14 protein-coding genes are annotated in these 18,216 nt (G+C 49.2%); 9 read left to right on the top strand and 5 right to left on the bottom strand.

The annotated features are described in order from the left end of the window. The 5 genes from JMX98_RS11040 to JMX98_RS11020 all read left to right on the top strand — a co-directional run bounded on the left by JMX98_RS11040 (nt 1) and on the right by JMX98_RS11020 (nt 6,823). A complete protein-coding gene (locus JMX98_RS11040) occupies nt 1-1,365 on the top strand; it encodes an NAD(P)/FAD-dependent oxidoreductase (RefSeq protein ID WP_265089373.1) in 1,365 nt (454 codons plus the stop codon). 234 nt (nt 1,366-1,599) lie between these two features. Then, on the top strand, nt 1,600-3,093 hold the full coding sequence (locus tag JMX98_RS11035) for a Na+/H+ antiporter NhaC family protein (protein ID WP_201586645.1): 1,494 nt from the start codon (nt 1,600-1,602) through the stop codon (nt 3,091-3,093). A 237-nt stretch (nt 3,094-3,330) separates the two neighbouring features. After that, on the top strand, nt 3,331-4,200 hold the full coding sequence (gene aguB, locus JMX98_RS11030; RefSeq protein WP_201586644.1) for an N-carbamoylputrescine amidase: 870 nt from the start codon (nt 3,331-3,333) through the stop codon (nt 4,198-4,200). A gap of 68 nt (nt 4,201-4,268) precedes the next feature. After that, nucleotides 4,269-5,384, top strand: coding sequence for an agmatine deiminase (aguA, locus tag JMX98_RS11025; protein WP_201586642.1), 1,116 nt, complete (start codon nt 4,269-4,271; stop codon nt 5,382-5,384). A gap of 65 nt (nt 5,385-5,449) precedes the next feature. Next, the gene (locus tag JMX98_RS11020; RefSeq protein WP_201586636.1) at nt 5,450-6,823 is read left to right on the top strand and encodes an NAD-dependent succinate-semialdehyde dehydrogenase; all 1,374 of its coding nucleotides are present in this window, start codon (nt 5,450-5,452) and stop codon (nt 6,821-6,823) included. 129 nt (nt 6,824-6,952) lie between these two features. Here JMX98_RS11020 and JMX98_RS11015 read toward each other — a convergent pair whose 3' ends face one another. The 3 genes from JMX98_RS11015 to JMX98_RS11005 form a co-directional block, all read right to left on the bottom strand. After that, a complete protein-coding gene (locus JMX98_RS11015; protein WP_201586635.1) occupies nt 6,953-8,395 on the bottom strand; it encodes an APC family permease in 1,443 nt (480 codons plus the stop codon). Nucleotides 8,396-8,739: 344 nt separating this feature from the next. Then, the gene (gene gabT, locus JMX98_RS11010; RefSeq protein WP_192992973.1) at nt 8,740-10,002 is read right to left on the bottom strand and encodes a 4-aminobutyrate--2-oxoglutarate transaminase; all 1,263 of its coding nucleotides are present in this window, start codon (nt 10,000-10,002) and stop codon (nt 8,740-8,742) included. A gap of 179 nt (nt 10,003-10,181) precedes the next feature. After that, nucleotides 10,182-11,657 (bottom strand): NAD-dependent succinate-semialdehyde dehydrogenase, encoded by a 1,476-nt coding sequence (locus JMX98_RS11005; protein ID WP_201586634.1) that lies wholly within the window; start codon nt 11,655-11,657, stop codon nt 10,182-10,184. A gap of 284 nt (nt 11,658-11,941) precedes the next feature. Between JMX98_RS11005 and JMX98_RS11000 the strand changes: the two genes are divergently transcribed. Continuing rightward, nucleotides 11,942-12,712, top strand: coding sequence for an IclR family transcriptional regulator (locus tag JMX98_RS11000; protein ID WP_201586633.1), 771 nt, complete (start codon nt 11,942-11,944; stop codon nt 12,710-12,712). Between the two features lie 61 nt (nt 12,713-12,773). On the opposite strand, the gene JMX98_RS10995 is transcribed toward JMX98_RS11000, so the two are convergent. Both JMX98_RS10995 and JMX98_RS10990 read right to left on the bottom strand, forming a co-directional pair. Next, nucleotides 12,774-13,973 (bottom strand): CaiB/BaiF CoA transferase family protein, encoded by a 1,200-nt coding sequence (locus tag JMX98_RS10995; RefSeq protein WP_413786553.1) that lies wholly within the window; start codon nt 13,971-13,973, stop codon nt 12,774-12,776. Between the two features lie 182 nt (nt 13,974-14,155). Further along, nucleotides 14,156-15,340, bottom strand: coding sequence for an acyl-CoA dehydrogenase (locus JMX98_RS10990; RefSeq protein ID WP_075101114.1), 1,185 nt, complete (start codon nt 15,338-15,340; stop codon nt 14,156-14,158). A gap of 188 nt (nt 15,341-15,528) precedes the next feature. Here JMX98_RS10990 and JMX98_RS10985 point away from each other — a divergent pair, with 188 nt between their 5' ends. From JMX98_RS10985 to JMX98_RS10975, 3 genes are all read left to right on the top strand, one after another. Beyond that, nucleotides 15,529-16,356, top strand: coding sequence for an IclR family transcriptional regulator (locus JMX98_RS10985; protein ID WP_201586631.1), 828 nt, complete (start codon nt 15,529-15,531; stop codon nt 16,354-16,356). 179 nt (nt 16,357-16,535) lie between these two features. After that, nucleotides 16,536-16,994, top strand: coding sequence for a DIP1984 family protein (locus JMX98_RS10980; protein WP_102076625.1), 459 nt, complete (start codon nt 16,536-16,538; stop codon nt 16,992-16,994). A 584-nt stretch (nt 16,995-17,578) separates the two neighbouring features. After that, nucleotides 17,579-18,154, top strand: a complete 576-nt coding sequence (locus JMX98_RS10975; protein ID WP_265089372.1) for a hypothetical protein — start codon at nt 17,579-17,581, stop codon at nt 18,152-18,154. The last annotated feature ends 62 nt before the right edge of the window (nt 18,155-18,216 follow it).

The following is an 18,216-nucleotide window of genomic DNA, read 5'->3' as shown; positions in this document are numbered from 1 at the left end:
ATGTCAAATAGCAACTTAAATGCTCATGCAACAATGCCGCAAAATTTGCCATCCAACAACACGCGCAATATTCCGCATTATTCAAATCAAGGCCAATACCCTGACAGCTATTATGCCGCCAGTCGAAACCCAAAGCCGGACAGACCGACGCTTAAAAACGACATTCAAGCAGAAATTTGTGTGGTGGGCGGCGGCTATAGTGGCCTATCAACAGCACTGCACCTCATCGAGACCGACCATGAAGTCGTCGTCCTCGAAGGCGCGCAAATCGGTTGGGGTGCCTCAGGGCGCAACGGCGGTCAGATCGTCAATGGCCTAAACGCCAGCCTACAAAAAATCAAAAAATCCTATGGCCAACAAAATGCTGACTTCGTCGGTCAGCTGGTGACTCGCGGTGGCCAAATCATTCGCCGGTTTGTCACTGATTATAATATTGACTGCGATTTAAAAGAAAAAAACATCTTTGCCGCCCTCAATAGAGGCCAGCTAAAAGACTTACAAGAGACGCATGCCCTTTGGGAGCGCCACGGTATGCATGATCGTGAAATGCTAGACAAAAACGGCATTCAACAGCATATCAAAACTGATGCGTATGTCGGCGGCGTCATCGACCACTCAGGCGGCCATTTGCATCCACTCAACCTCGCCCTCGGTGAGGCGGCAGCAATCGAACAAGGCGGCGGCACCATCTACGAAAACACCCTAGTGGTGGATATTGAGTATGCCGATGACCACATCAAAGTCATCACCGAGTTTGGCTCAGTGACCTGTCAGCAGGCAGTACTGTGCGGCAATGCCTATCTAAATAAAGTCATTCCAAAGTTGACGGACCGCGTCATGCCGGTATCGACGCAGATTATCGCCACCGAACCGCTAGGCGATCTGGCCGATCAGTTGCTACCGACCGATGTCTGTGTCGAGGATGTGCGCTATATTCTTGACTACTATCGCCTCTCAGCGGACAAACGCATGCTGTTTGGCGGCGGCACGGTCTATGGCGGCCAAGACCCCGCCGATATCACCGCCAAAATCCGCCCAAATATGAACAAAATCTTTCCAGAGTTACGCGATGTCAAGATTGACTATGCGTGGAGCGGCAACTTTGCCTTGTCGTTTTCGCGAGTGCCGCAGATGGGCAAACTACATGAGCGGGTATTTTTCGCTCATGGCTATAGCGGACATGGCGTCACCGGCTCACATCTGTTTGGACAAATACTCGCCGATGCCATCAATGGCAAAACCAAAGAGTTTAATACTTTTGCCAAAATACCTTGGATTCCCTTTCCTGGTGGCCGCGCCCTACGTGTGCCCTACTCTGTGATGGGCTCTTGGTGGTATGCGCTAAAAGACACCACAGGCTTATGATGGTATCAATCCCTTGACGTGTACTCAGCGCCTCAAGACGAGGTACTTATCAAGCGTCAGTCTCGCTTTTTGAGTCACCCGTTCTCGCGTTTGGTCTATTGCTACACCCCCTTATCATAACAACGGATTGTTGTGATAAGGCTTGGTAGAAAGTGGGTTTGCCTGCTGTCTACTGGGCGTCAATCATAAAATAGAGCTTGTTCTATCAAACAAAGTTTTACAGGGAGCGTAAGTATGAACATGAAACTCAATGATGCTGTCGAGGGGCAATATCATAACAAACGAGTCTTTCTTACCGTCATCGCTGCAGTCGCCATCTATCTGGCGTTTGCTTGGTTATCGTCCAATCATGACCCAGGCGAGTCTTGGGGCGCGTTGTCTTTATTACCCACCTTGTTGGTACTCATCACCGCTATCGTCTCTAGACGGCCATTTGAATCCATGATCGCAGGCTGTGTCGCAGGTCTTGTGATGCTCAACCCCTTCGATCTGGTATCGCCGTTTGCTGATAATATGTCGATGGTCTTGGGCAATGAGACCATTATTTGGATTATCTTAGTTTGCGGCTTGATGGGCGGTCTGATTCAGCTCCTTGAGATTAGCGGCTGTCTCGATGGCTTTAGCGAATGGCTCCAAAAAATCATCAAATCACGGCGGCAGTCTTTGCTTGCCACCTTTGCCCTTGGGGTGATTGTTTTTATTGATGATTATCTCAACTGTCTGGCGGTATCGACATCGGTCAAAAAACTGACCGATGCCTATAACGTCTCACGCGAAAAACTGGCTTATATCGTCGACTCAACCGCAGCGCCTATGTGTATCATCGTTCCCATCTCGACGTGGGCAGTATATTTTGCGGGCCTACTAGAAGAAAATGGCGTGGCAGGAGATGGCGAAGGCATTGGGCTTTATATCAGTGCTATTCCGTACATGGCCTATGCTTGGTTTGCCTTACTTATCGTGTTTTTGGTGGCGTATGGCGTCCTTGGCAATTGGGGACCGATGAAAAAGGCCGAGGCGCGTGCCAAAGCAGGCAAGCCTGTCCCAGAGGATTTTGTAGAAGAGCAGCTGGTCTCAAACGTCAAAGCCAAGCGCAAGCTATCATTTAAAGCCAACATCATGAACTTTGCCTTTCCCATGATTTTGCTGATTATCTCGACCGTTTATTTTGAGATTGATCTGCTGCGCGGGGCGTTATTGACTTGTTTTGTGACCGTTGTTCTCTACTGGGTGCAGGGTATTTTGAGCTTTGAGACCCAGATGGAGGCGGTATTTAAAGGCTTTAAAGTCATGCTCTACCCTCTCTCGACCGTCATTGGTGGATTTTTTCTAAAAGCCATCAACGATGAGCTTGGCATGACCACGTATGTGATTGAAGCCATCACCCCTTATATGACGATTGTCATTTTCCCTGCGGTTATCTTTGCGGTCATGGCGTTTTTGACCTTTGCCACCTCATCGAGCTGGGGTCTATACGTCCTTGCCATGCCGATTGTCTTTCCGATCTCATTGGCCTTAGGCGTCAATACCCCGCTTATGATCGGCGCGCTGCTGTCTGCCTCATCATTTGGCAGTCATGCTTGTTTCTTTAGTGACTCCTCATTACTCGCCGCCCAAGGCGCTGGCTGCTCACCCATGCAGCATGCGTTTACCCAGTTCCCTTATGCGATGCTCGGCGCGGTGTTATCTGTCATTACCTTCTTAGGTTTGGGCTTTATGATGGCATAAGCTTGGCTACCGAGCAGGCAATATATGAGCGATACCGGTCAATATTATGTTAAGTACTGCGCGATGCAGACTGCTCGGCAAATAACGGACAAGTGGGCAAGGACGCTCTGGTCGTCGCCCATTATTTACCACTCTGTCGTTAGGATTGGCCCTCAAGGCAAGCAATGCCTAGCGACATGGGCCCAAAATGGCTAGATTTGATACTAACCTAATTGGATACTGACAAGGAATAAAAACATGCGTACTGTTACCGTTGCGGCCACTCAAATGACTTGCGGCTGGGATATACAACAAAACATCGCCGCCGCCACCGACTTGGTGACCAAAGCGGCCAACGCTGGCGCCAATATTATCTTGCTACAAGAGCTGTTTGAGACGCCTTATTTTTGCCAAGTACATGACTTTGATTATTTTAAACTGGCAAGCTCAGTCGAAGATAACGCCGCTATCACGCATTTTAAAAAACTGGCCAAAGCGTTAGATGTGGTGCTACCGATTAGCTTTTATGAAAAATCAGGCAATACTTTTTTTAATAGCGTCACCATCATCGATGCCGATGGCGAGATACTGGGCACCTATCGCAAAACCCACATACCAGACGGTATCCCTTATGCCGAAAAATTTTACTTCACCCCTGGGGATACAGGTTTTAAAGTCTGGGAAACCCAGTACGCCAAGATAGGCGTCGGTATTTGCTGGGATCAGTGGTTTCCTGAATGCGCGCGCAGTATGGCGCTTATGGGTGCCGAGGTTTTGTTGTATCCGACAGCGATTGGTGATGAGCCCACACTGGGCATTGACTCAAAAGGACATTGGCAGCGCTGTATGCAGGGGCATGCGGCGGCCAACCTAATGCCTGTGGTGGCCGCAAATCGTATCGGCACAGAGACCATTCGCCAAAATACTCATGACAGCACTCTGCAATTTTATGGTAGCTCATTTATCACCGATGGGCGCGGCGAGATTATCCAAGAAGCATCAACAGATAGCCAAGAGGTCATCACAGCAACTTTTGACTTAGATAAGCTGGCAATCGATCGCCGGCAATGGGGCGTGTTTCGTGACCGCCGCCCATCGATGTACGCCACTTTGCTCACACATGGCTAATGGCATACTGACTCATAAGACTGTCATAAGATTGCAAACTGATTTGCCTGAACCCGAGGTACGTTTATATGTCATTACCTTCCAATTTACTAATCACAGACTCTGTGCCGCAGCAAGACGGCTTTTTTATGCCAGCAGAGTTTGCGCCGATACAAAAAGTCTGGATAATCTGGCCATACAGGGCCGATAACTGGCGGCAAAACGCGGCTCCGGCGAAGGCCGCGTATGCCGATGTCGCGCGGGCGATTCGTAAGTTTTGTGACGTCGGCGTATTGGTCAGTCCTACTGACTATCTCGCCTGCCGCGCACGCTTACCCGCCGATATCGAGGTTATCGCTATGCCCAGCAACGACGCATGGGCGCGTGATATCGTGCCGACGTTTTTGCTCAACGATAAAGGTGAGCTGCGCGCTTGTGATTGGACCTTTAATGCTTGGGGCGGTGACTATGACGGTCTATACTCACCTTGGGAGGACGATGACAAACTGGCCGCACGCCTGTGCGAGTATCTAGATATCCAGCGCTATCGTACTGAGGGATTTGTGATGGAGGGCGGCGCGTTTCATGTCGATGGTGAAGGCACTCTCTTGACGACTCGTATGTGCTTGCTGAGCGCTGGACGCAATCCGCAGCTCAGCGAGCGGCAAATCGAAGACCAGCTAAAAGCATATCTGAATGTACAAAAGGTGCTGTGGCTCGATGACGGTATCGACCCCGACGAGACCACCGGCCATATCGATGATATCGCGTGCTTTGCCCGTCCCGGTGAGGTGGTTTGTCTATACACCGACGACCCTGAGCACCCCTTTTATGAGGCGACCCAGAAAGCCAATCAGCAGCTATCTACGATGACGGATGCCAAAGGCCGACGCTTGACGGTACATCAGCTGTGCTGCACCAAAGTACCTGTCACCCTACCCGATGACTATGAGATTGAGCAATTTGACGATGCCAAAGCGCGCCATGCAGGCGATGTCTGTATCGCCTCGTATGCCAATTTTTTGATCTGCAATGATGCCATTATCGCGCCGCAATATGATGATGTCCATGACAGCTTGGCCATTACTCAGCTTGAAAAAATCTTTCCACAGCATCAGGTAGTAGGCGTACGTACCAAAGAGATTGTCTATGGTGGTGGTAATATCCACTGTATTACCCAGCAGCAACCCAAATGCCTTGCTTAAACAGATAAACTTAAGCGACTAGGCAAAAAACCTAAACGGATTTTAACGCTAACTAAGGAATATATATGAGCGACTATCAAGTAAATAACCCAGCCACGGGCGAAGTAGAAGCCACTTATCCGGCCGCCTCTGAGCAAGACATCCAAAACGCCATTGAGCAAGCCGATAGCGCTTATCAAGACTGGCGTCAAGCGTCATTTGACGAGCGCAGCGCTTTATTGCACAAGGTCGCTGATCTATATCTTGAGCGCCAAGATACGCTGGCGCGCATCGTCGCCACAGAGATGGGCAAACCCGTAGCGCAGGCCAAAGGCGAGATTGGCTTGGTGGCTGAGATTTATCGCTACTATGCCGATAATGCCGAGCAGCTACTTGCGCCAAGTACCCTCAAAGTTGATAGCGGTCGCGCCTCCGTCGAGAAGCACCCTGTCGGGGCGTTACTTGGCATTATGCCGTGGAACTACCCTCATTATCAGGTCGCACGATTTGCCGCGCCAAATCTCATGGCGGGCAACACCATTATCCTAAAGCACGCGCCGCAGTGCCCCAAAACCGCAGAAGCCATCGTCGATATTCTAAAGGACGCAGGCTTGCCTAAGGGCGTCTACAACAATGTGTTTGCCACCAACGAGCAAGCCGCCACTATTATTGAAGACGAGCGCGTACAAGGCGTCTCGCTGACAGGCTCTGAGCGCGCAGGCCAAGCAGTCGCCAAAATAGCTGGCGGCGCGCTCAAAAAAGTCGTCTTAGAGCTTGGCGGCTCAGATGCGTTTATCGTCGCGGCCGATGCCGATATCGAGCAAGCCGTCAAAGGGGCAATCTCAGGGCGGTTTGGCAATACCGGACAAGCCTGTAATGCAGCCAAGCGTCTGATCATCATCGAGTCGGTCTATGACAAGTTCGTTGAGGGCTTTACCAATGCCGTCCGCGACATGACACTGGCAGACCCCCTTGATGAGCGCACCTTTATCGGCCCAATGTCCTCAAAAGCCGCCGCGACCAACTTACAAGCACAGTTAGACAGCGCCATCAAAGCCGGCGCCACGGTACTGGTCGAGGGCGGGATGATCAAAGACAAACCCGGCGCATGGTTTGCGCCTGCCGTTCTGACTGATGTCGATGAGTCGATGGATGTCTACCTTGAGGAGTTGTTTGGTCCTGTGGCCGTCGTCTATAAGGCGCGTGATATCGAGCATGCTATCCAGATCGCCAACGACGTGCCATTTGGTCTTGGCGCTTCTATTCAGACGCAAGATGTTGACTTGGCTGCTGATATCGCCGACAAGCTAGACGTCGGTATGGTGACCATCAACGCCCCTTCTGGTAGCGAGGCAAATACGCCATTTGGCGGGGTCAAACGCTCAGGGTTTGGCCGCGAGCTTGGCACGCTGGGTATCACTGAGTTTTTAAACCATAAGCTGATTCGTGACAAGTCTTAATGCACCTTGGCTACGCCCAATGACAAAATAGCAGCCTAACATGAACTGTCAGGCTGCTGTTTTGGGCAATGAGAAGCCCTCTGTTTTTAAGCTTTCTTTCTATTTTCAGAGCAGCTCTCTTCACCGATCTTAGCGTTTAGGCGGGTTGTCCTTGAGCCACAGTTGGTTGACGATCTTTAATTGACGCAACTCTTCTGCCATGATCGACTCACTGATACCAGGGTATTTAATACGTGCATAGCTATATAACACAATGCCCAGCACCGTCCAGCCAAGGAAGATCCACCACTCAACTGCGGTCAGTGCTGATGGCATGCCTGGCATATATAGCATCAACAGACCAATGCTCAGCGCAATCGTCACCATACCGACCAGCTTACCTGCCGGTATCTTAAATGGACGTACCATATCAGGCTCGCGGTAACGCAGCACCAAAAAGGAGATCGCCACACAGCTATAAGCGATGACAATCCCAAAACCGCCTGCATCGACGATCCATACCAGCATCTTGCGACCAAATAATGGCGCAAGCGTCGCAAGACCTCCGATTAATAAGATCGCATTGGCGGGTGTGTTATATTTAGGATGCAGCTTGCCCAAAAACGCTGGCAACATATGTGCTTTTGACATGGCATAAAGTAGACGGCTGCCACCAATCAAAAAGGCATTCCAGCTGGATAAAATACCCAGTACACCGCCGATAACCAATAAGATACCAGCCCACTTGCCCTGCCAAGCATTGGTCATCGCATCTGCGGTCGCAAGCGTTGAATTCTCTGCTTGTATCAGCGGTAAAGTGGTGCCCACACTCCACGCAATACCCACATACCACAACACCGCCACAATGATAGAGACAATCAAAAACTTACCAATATTGGGACGCGTCAGGTCAATCTCTTCTGCTGCCTGCGGGATGACATCAAACCCAACAAACATAAAGGGCACCATCACGATGACGGCCATAATACCGCCGATACCAGCGATAAAGGCGGGGGCTTGTACAGAGTTTGCATTTTCAGGATTAAACAGTACCGCACCGATAAACAGTAGCGTACCGACAAATAAAATACCCAGTACCGCTGTTTTTTGGAACCATGCACTGACTTCCATACCACGAATATTTAGCCAAGTGACAATAATCGAACCCAGCATCCCAACGCCTACCCAGGTGGCATAGACATCCCAGCCGGCGATGGTCCAAAGATAGCCTTGGTTGTAATTGGGAATAAAATACTCGACCACCGTTGGCAGGGCGACCGCTTCAAACGCCACCACCGAAAAATACCCAAATAAAATGCTCCATGAGCAGATAAAGGAGACATTTACCCCCAGTGCTCGATGCGTATAAGTATGCTCGCCGCCTGTAATCGGCATAGAAGCGGCCAGCTCAGCATACGTCACACCGATTAGTATCACGGCCAAACCGCCTATCAAAAACGCCAGCATTGCGCCCCACGTTCCTGCAGACAAAATCCAACCGCCAGCCAAGACTACCCAGCCCCAGCCAACCATAGCACCGAATGCTAAGGCAATAATATCTAGCGTCCCTAACGATTTTTTTAATTCAGACATAACCTACTCCTTGTCTGTGTGTCATCCGTGTGAACCTTTGATGGTTACACTATCTTTTGTTTAGCGGGATAGTACCCTTCATAATTATCATATATCCCTTTTTGTCCATGCCGTCGTTTGTATCTTGCTTAATAGGCAAACGACAAAAACAGCAACGGCGTCTTGACTTGCAAGACGCCGTTAGAAAAAATGTACTCAAAGCGAGTGCCATCATGGGCAATCTTGCTGTATAAACCTAACCCTGCCAACCAAGAACACCGCTTGATTGACAAGGGTACATCACACCATACAGGATTCAATCGTAAGCCAAGGTAGATGACCACCGATTGAGTTAAAAACATAAACTAGGCGGTTAAGATATTTTTGATGATATCTAGGCCTTCTTGGAGTACTTCATCTTCGACTGTCAGCGGCACCATCACACGGATGGCATTGCCGTACATACCGCAAGAGGCAAGCAGCAAGCCTTGCTCAAAGGCTTTGGCTTTTAGGTCAGCAGTTGCTGCGGCATCCGGCTTACCATCACTATCGATCAATTCAAATGCCAACATCGCGCCTTTGTAGCGGATATGACCGATAGTACTTAAATTTAAGCCTTTTAAGAAAGTGGCGATTTTATCGCCAATCTCCACACTACGCGCCAGTAGGTTTTCTTCTTCGATGACTTCCATCACGGCCAAAGCGGCCACACAGGCAAGCGGGTTGCCAGAGTATGTGCCGCCCAAACCGCCAACTTGCGGCGCATCCATGATATCAGCACGGCCGATGACCGCAGAGATAGGATAACCACCTGCCAAACTCTTGGCACTGGTCATAAGATCTGGCTCAACGCCCAATTGCTCACCAGCAAACAAGGTGCCTGTACGAGCAAAACCGCACTGCACTTCATCAAAGATAAGAACGATGCCATGCTCATCACAAATCTCGCGCAGCGCTTTGGCAAATGACGGCGTCACTTGGTGAAAACCGCCCTCGCCTTGTACCGGCTCGATGATCATCGCCGCCACTTCGCTAGGGTCGATGTCTGCTTGAAAAATCATCTCAAGGCTATGCAGGGCTTGGGCTTCGGTGACGTTCAGCTCTTCTGCTGGAAATAAAGCATGAAACACAGGGCCCGGCATCGGACCGAAGTTCTTTTTGTATGGTAGTACTTTACCTGTCAAGCTCATGCACATGGAGGTGCGGCCATGCCAGCCACCGACAAAAGAGATAATACCTGGACGCCCAGTTTTGGCACGAGCAATCTTGACGCAGTTTTCGACCGCCTCTGCGCCAGTGGTCAAAAACAAGGCTTTTTTGTCACCGCTGATGGGCGCTTTTTCGCAGAGCTTTTCGGCCAGATCGACATAGCACTCGTAGTTCATGATTTGCGCGGCAGTATGGGTAAACTTGTCTAGCTGCTCATGGACGCGCTGGGTGATTTTGGGGTGGCTGTGGCCGGTGTTAAGTACAGAGATACCGCCGATAAAGTCGATATAGCGATTGCCTTCTACATCCCAAACTTCTGAGTTTTTGGCTTTTTCTGCAAACACAGGAAAGGCCACACCAAGTCCAGTTGGTAGAATAGCTTTACGGCGCTCGAGTAATGATTGATTGGTGATTGTCATAAGAAGGTCCTTTTTCTTTCTTTTTTGCGTAGGTGCCAGTTGCGTCATGGCGGTTTATGGGATCAGTACAAACAATAGATGGGACGCATCACTCTGACGAGCGTCTGAGTCCCTTGAGCTGCGACGATGCCGCATTAAAATTAAATGGTTAAATAAAAAGCAGCGTATGCTAGGTGCGATTAGTCACTGACATCAGAGCACCAGTACTTGGTCACTACATACTCTTCGATGCCGTATTTTGAGCCTTCGCGGCCAAAACCTGATTGTTTGACACCGCCAAATGGAGCAACCTCTGTGGAGATAAGGCCGGTATTATGACCGATAATGCCGTACTCCAGCCCTTCTGTGACACGCCATGAGCGCGCATAGCTGCCACTATAAAAATAAGCGGCCAAGCCGTAGATGGTGTCATTTGCTTGACGGATGACATCTGCTTCGTCGTCAAAGGTAAAGATGGTGGCGATGGGGCCAAAGATCTCTTCAGAGGCGATATCCATCTCAGCGCTGATATCAGTGATGACGGTTGGGTTGTAAGTCAGCTCTGAAGCACCGTTGGTGCTGCCGCCAGTGATAAGCGTCGCGCCTTTGTCTAAAGCGTCTTTTAGCAGCGCTTGCACTTTCTCCAAAGCTTTTTTGTTGATCAACGGGCCGATATCCACGCCTTCGTCCATACCGTTGCCGACGTTGAGCTCAGCGACTTTTTTGACAAACACGTCAAGAAACTTGTCTTTGATGCTCTCTTGTACATAGACGCGGTTGGCACAGACACAGGTTTGACCGGCGTTGCGATATTTAGAGGCGATTAAGCCATCAGCGGCGGCTTCTAAATCAGCATCATCAAAAACGATAAATGGGGCATTACCACCCAGCTCGAGCGACAGTTTTTTGATGGTTGGCGCGCACTGTGCCATCAAGGTACGGCCCACTTCCGTAGAGCCAGTAAACGATAGCTTATGAATGCGTGCATCACTGGTGAGAATATCGCCGATGGTGGAGGATTTGCCCGTGACCACTTGGATAACGCCTGCTGGGATACCTGCTTGCTCGGCCAATGCGCCAAGGGCTAGCGCCGAAAATGGCGTTTCGGTTGCAGGCTTGATGATCATGGTGCAACCTGCTGCGAGCGCCGGTGCCGCTTTGCGGGTAATCATCGCCGCTGGAAAGTTCCAAGGGGTGATGGCGGCGCAGACGCCGACGGGCTGCTTTAGGATGACATGGCGCAATTTTGCTTGGTTGGCAGGGATGACATCGCCGTAGACGCGTTTGCCTTCTTCGGCAAACCAGCGGATAAAGCTGTTGGCATAACCCACCTCGCCGCGTGACTCAGTCAAGGGCTTGCCTTGCTCTGCGGTCATGATGATGGCCAAATCTTCTTTATTGGCATCGATCAGGTCAGCCCACTTTTGTAGTAGGGTGGCACGCTCTTGTGCGGTTTTGGCAGCCCAAGCGATTTGGGCGTCGTGAGAGGCGACCACGGCATCGTTGACATCTTCAGTGGTCAAGCTTGGTACCGTACCGATAAGCTCGCCATTAAACGGATTGCTCACATCCAGCGTCTCTTCGCTGCTTGCGACATGCCAGCCGTCTTTAATCAAGCACTGCTGTTTGAGCAAATCTGGGTTGGAGAGTGGTAACGTATGTGGCTGTTGTGACATTGTGACGCTCCTTGTCAGTAATAGAGTGTAGAAAACACTACGACTCTATCGCGGTACATAAATAACGGTCGATAACAGGATTTATATGATCTATATAAAAAGAGTCTATATAAATAATGATTGATAACTGATTTATTGTTCAATATACTGAACAATCATTCTATATATGAGACATCATTATAAGAACGATGCCCAACCATTTGCAACCCCTATTATCATTTTCGTGATAATTTATGGCGTTATTTTTTTATCACCTTCATTTTACTGACTTTTATAGGTTACTTATGAGCACAGCCGCCGTCCCTGCCTTGGACAAAACCTTTCAAATACTAGATTTGATCACCGATAGCAGCCAACCACTGACGGCTGCTCATATTGCTAAGGCGCTGGATCTACCGCGCAGCTCCACTCACAATATCCTGCAAAGCTTGCTGGCCAAGCACGTCATTTATAAAGACAGCGACAACCGCTTTCATTTAGGCTCATATCTGATGTACTGGGCGGGTAAATATGAGCAGCAGCAAGGCGTCGTTCAATTATTTAAAGACCTTATTGTCCAGTACCCCATCCTTTTGCAGCATACCGTGACGTTGTCTAAGCTTGATTTGGGAGAAGTGGTGTTTTTGGCTTGTCATGAAGCGCCTGCGCCACTTGGTTTTACTTTTCGCGCGGGTGTTCGCGTGCCTGCAGTGTTTTCGGCCACAGGCAAAGCCATGCTCTCTACCTTGTCGATGGACAGCATTCAATCCATCTATGCCAGCGGCTTTCCTAAACCTATCACGCCGCATGGCGTCGATAACTTTACTGATTTGTCGACCGAGCTGTCCGCCATCAAAGACAGCCGTATCTCACTTGATGATGGGCAACTGCGTGAGGGCATGTATTGTCTTGGTACCTATATCCGTAACGCCTCAGGTCATGCTATCGCTGGCATGGCGGTTAGTTTTTTGCAAGCAGAGTACGAGTCCAAGCGCGCTGACGTCAGTGCCGTGCTGATTGAGCTGGCCGAACAAATTGAGCAGCGTTTGGGCTTTATAGCGAAGCATTCAGCATAGTAGCTACTTAGTTGCTTCCATAATTACTTGCTTCTGTTCTTAATTAAAAGAAGGGGCTAGCTTAAACAATCCCATCAGCTTTTAGTTTGGCGATCATCTCGCTGTCATAGCCCAACTCTGCAAGCGTACTATCGGTATGTTCGCTCAGGCGCGGCGGCGGCGTACGATAACTGACCGGCGACGCCGACAGCTTGATCGGGCTACCAAGCGCGCGCACAGGACTGCCTTGCTCGCTAAAATCGACCACCATTTCGCGAGCCAGCGCTTGCGGCATGGCTAGAGCTTCGCTGATATTATGGATCGCCCCGCAAGGAATGCCTGCCTGCTCCAAAGCCACCAACCAATATGCGCGCGGCTGCTGTGCAAACTTCTCGGCCAGCGCCTCACATAGCTCGTCACGGTGCGTCACACGGGCAGGGTTGGTCATATAGCGGCTATCTGTATGCCAATCCACACCGAGTAGCGCGCAGAGCTTGGCAAACTGACTGTCGTTACCACATGCCAAGATAAAGTGTGCATCGCCTGCCCCCGCAAACACTTGATAGGGGACGATATTGGGGTGCTGGTTGCCGAGCCTTGGTGGTATTTGGTTCGACGCCAAATGATTCATGCCGACGTTTGCCAGCATGGCTAAGGCGCTGTCTAACAGGGCCACATCGACATGCTGACCAAAACCGGTACGCTGACGCGCCAGTAGTGCCGCTTGGATACCAATGGTCAGCTGCAGTCCTGCAAACAGATCCACCACCGCCACCCCGACTTTGTGCGGCTCGCCATCACTTGGCCCTGTGATGCTCATCAGCCCTGATAGCCCTTGAATGATATAGTCATAACCCGGACGCTTGGCATCAGGCCCTGTCTGCCCAAACCCTGTCAAGGATGCATAAATCAAGCGCGGATTACCCTGCTTGAGACTGTCATAATCTAAGCCGTACTTTTTTAGACCGCCTACCTTAAAGTTTTCGACGACGATATCGCTGTCAGCAGCCAACTGCTTGATGATGGTTTGACCCGCAGCGGTGGTGATATCGACCGTTAGGGATTTTTTATTACGATTGATGGTGGCGTAGTAGGCTGATGTGCCGTCGCTGAACTTAGGCGGTGCCCAGTGCCGTGTCTCATCACCGACATTGGGACGCTCGACCTTGATGACCTCAGCACCCAAATCCGCAAGTACCTGCGTACAAGAAGGACCTGCCAATACTCTTGATAAATCGAGCACCTTGATACCGTGCAATGCCCCTTTTGCCATCTCAGTCATAATCATCCCTTATCATTTGGTGTGCGCGTATACGCTATTTTTTATATACATACAATTGTGATGCGTCATCTCATGACCTATCGCTCCAGATAAACAAATGACGCATCGCAACTAAAAAATGTACGCCACTGCTCAGCAAGCACTAGGCCAAGCAGTAACATACATAAGATCAGCGGTACTGATTAATAAAACGCTTGCAAGCCTGTTTGCGCACGCCCCAAGATTAAGGCATGGATATCGTGCGTGCCTTCGTAGGTGTTGACCGCCTCTAGGTTCATGACGTGGCGAATGATATGGAACTCATCAGAGATACCATTGCCGCCATGCATGTCACGTGCCACACGAGCGATGTCTAGCGCTTTACCGCAGTTATTGCGCTTGATCAGTGAAATCATCTCAGGGGCAGCGTTGTCTTCATCCATCAAACGGCCAACGCGCAGTGCCGCTTGCAAGCCAAGGGCGATCTCTGTTTGCATATTGGCAAGTTTGAGCTGCACCAACTGCGTTGCAGCCAGTGGACGGCCAAACTGCTTACGATCTAGCGTGTACTGACGCGCCGCTTGCCAGCAAAACTCAGCTGCGCCCATCGAGCCCCACGCGATACCATAACGGGCTTTGTTTAAACAGCCGAAAGGCCCTTTGAGTCCGCGGATATCTGGGAAAGCATTGGCTTCAGGGACAAACACCTTATCCATGACAATCTCGCCTGTCACTGAAGCACGTAGTGAGAACTTGCCTTCGATTTTTGGTGCTGATAAGCCTTTCATGCCTTTGTCTAAGATAAAGCCACGAATGTCGCCTGCATCGTCTTTTGCCCAAACGACAAACACATCGGCGATGGGACTGTTGGTGATCCACATTTTATTGCCTGTCAGCTCATAGCCGCCCTCAACCGCACGCGCTCGCGTCGACATAGACGCAGGGTCTGAGCCTGAATCCGGCTCGGTCAAACCAAAGCAGCCGACATACTCGCCCGTTGCCAGTTTTGGTAGATACTTCTCTCTTTGCTCCTCTGTGCCATACGCATGGATAGGATGCATAACAAGGCTTGACTGTACGCTCATCGCCGAGCGGTAGCCTGAGTCCACCGCCTCTACTTCCTTGGCAATCAAACCATAAGCGACGCTCGACAGACCTGCACAGCCATAGCCTTCGATGGTGACACCCAACAGCCCCATCTCGCCCATCTGGCGCATGATGTTGCGGTCAAAATGCTCATTGCGGTTGGCGTCGATGATATTTGGCATCAGCTCTTTTTGAAAAAACTGACGCGCACTGTCTGTCACCATACGTTCTTCGTCAGTGAGCTGGTCACGCAATAAAAACGGATCTTGCCAATCAAAACTTGGACGCGTAGATGTTGCCATGTGGGTCTCCTTGATATCGATCTTCCTGATCGATGAGTAATAATAAATGGATGGTAATAACGCTGATAACCGGACTCAACCAATTATTGACTTTTCAATTCCGCTGTGCGAAAATTAGTTTCATAATACAAACTATTTAAGCAAAATTTTGTCATGCTGTAAACCTTTATCAAAAAAATGAGGCAAAAATGTCTAATTCTTTAACAGCTGCCCCCTCTTTACTGACGCGTATGAGTAACGCTCTCACCCAAAGCAAAGACGACAATGACCGTCAATTTGTCACCGCGCTTGGCCGCGGGCTGATACTACTGGCCACATTTGAGCAGCACGAGCAGCTGAGCCATCAGCAGCTTTGTCAGATGACTCATCTACCAAAAGCCACGGTGACTCGCCTGATCCATACGCTTCTCACCCTTGGGTTTTTGCGCACGACAGAGCACGGACAGTATGAGCTAGGCAGTAGTGCCGTGCGCCTGAGTGCAACGGCATGGAGTCGTCACGATATGGTGGCGACCGCCGAGCCGCTGCTACGGCAGTTTGCCAGTAGCAATGAAGTATCGGTGAATCTGGCCACCGAAGTCGAAGGCGAAATGCGCTATCACGCTTGCTGTCGTAGCCCTGCTCGCCTGTCGGTCAATTTGCAAGTCGGCTCAGCCGTGCCTGTCGCACGCACTGCCATTGGACGCGCTTTTTATGCCGTAAACTCGCCCACAAGACAGGCCATGATTCGTAATAATCTACAAGCGCATTTACCAAAAGAAGAGTATGACCGCGCGCAATCTGCGTTAAGCGAGGCGACAGAGCACTATGTAAAATACGGCTATACGGTATCAGATGGGGAGTTTTCTACCGATATATTGGCAGTTGCCGTTGGCGTCTTTGATATCGCAACTGGGCAGTATGCATATTCGCTCAATGCCAGTGTGCCGAGTGCCAATTGGCAAGCGGAAGAATATGCAGCGATGATTGTGCCGAAATTGCAGGCGTTGGCTGAAAGGGTTGGTAGTGGGGTTTAGAAAAGTTGAGTGGATTTATTTATTTTTTAGCGGTGTATAAAGGTATTGGTAATGCGATGAGAGCACAAAATGATTGGGTGGAAGTGCTATATAATTTTGGCAAGTGGTTTGTGTTAAAGAATGAGAAACGCTAAACTTTAAAGCAAATATCAATAATAATCAAAGTATTGGAGTCAACCATGAAACTTGCCGAAGCCCTCCTCATCCGTAGCGATATGCAAAAAAAGCTCGCTCAAATTAAAGGGCGTATTCGTAGCAATGTCAAAGTCCAAGAAGGCGACGCGCCAAACGAAGACCCAAACGCATTGATGATTGAAGCCAGTCAAGTCATTACTGAATTATCGGCTTTGATTGAACGTATTCACCGAACTAACGCTGTCGCTCAGACCAATGAAGGTCAATCGATGCTGACACTATTGATCGAACGTGATACCTTAGAGATGCGTCATAAGTTATTGATTGAGGCCATTGAAGCCACTGATACCGAGGTTGACCGTTATAGCCCTCGCGAGATTAAATGGCATATTATGGTTTCGGTTGCCGGTTTACAAAAACAAGCCGACGACATCGCGATGAAGCTGCGCAAAATTAATATCGTCATTCAAGCCAATAACTGGCAAATTGACCTTGTAGAATAAGTATTTTTAAACCATTGATATGAGAATTTTCTGTCCGTTTTATTTATTTAACAATACTATTCGATAATAAACGGATAGACTGCCCCTTTGGAACCGACTGGGCGAGTGTCAGACCCCAAACCGCCACAGCAGGGGGTTGAAAACATACTGTAGTGGCTGCTACGCGTTGCGGGCAGACGCTTTTTTTACCATTCATGCCCTGCACCCGTCACAACTCACAAGGCACTATTTAGACCTTAGTACCAGACACTGACAGTCGGTTTCAATCTTATTTTTAATGCTTTTCGTTATTGCCATTGAGTGCCTTTTCCTTATCTTCGGCGCCAAATCATCAGCAGAAAATCATTTGAAATAATCAATCAGAGCCGATTACGTCTAAAAACTGTTATTTTGAGCGCAAAATTAGCACTCTGTTACCCAATTAAACCGTCGCAGTGATATCATATGTGTATGATGTACGCGATAAATTTAAGCATTTAATCTATTCTTAATAACCATGTTTATGACATGGTTATTTTGTTATGGATGCTTGATTTTTTTATCGCCGCATTCTTATTATTTTCGTATCATTGTTGAGTATTGCTATGCCCCAATCTCGTACCAATCTAAACCCAAAGCCAAAACACGATTCTCCTTATCTGGTCAGCTTACTTTTGCGTTATAGCACATTTGCTGCTGCAATCTTGCTATGCTTGTCAGGCCTATTATTGATGAATGGATGGCTAGTCTTTTTGGGTGGTATTGGCGTTGCACTTGGCGTTTATGATTTGCTACAGTCAAAGCATGCCATTTTAAAAAATTATCCCGTTGCTGGTCACATTCGTTATGTACTTGAGGATTTTCGTCCTGAAATTCGCCAGTACTTTTTAGAAGATGACAAGGCGCAGGTACCATTTGCTCGCCAGCAACGTGCTTTGGTGTATCAACGGGCCAAAAACGTCAGTGACACCAACGCCTTTGGGACGCTTGACAACCTATATACGCATGGTAAAGAATGGTTTTTACAATCTGCCGTTAGTCAACCGTTAGAAAATAAAGATTTTCGAATCATTGTTGGCGGCGAGCGCTGCAAACAGCCTCATGATATGTCAGTGTTTAATAGACCTCTTGCAAAAGTAGCAGAGAATTTTACAATAACTGAAACACTCATAACTTTTTAGGAACCATGCCAAACATAGATAAGCTACTCAAACAAAGTGACGCTGGTTTTAAACGTTATACA

It is taken from the genome of Psychrobacter sp. HII-4 (assembly GCF_904846595.1).
Lineage (GTDB): Bacteria > Pseudomonadota > Gammaproteobacteria > Pseudomonadales > Moraxellaceae > Psychrobacter > Psychrobacter celer.
Note: the sequence above shows the minus strand (reverse complement) of the source record. Positions and strands in the feature narration are given on the sequence as shown.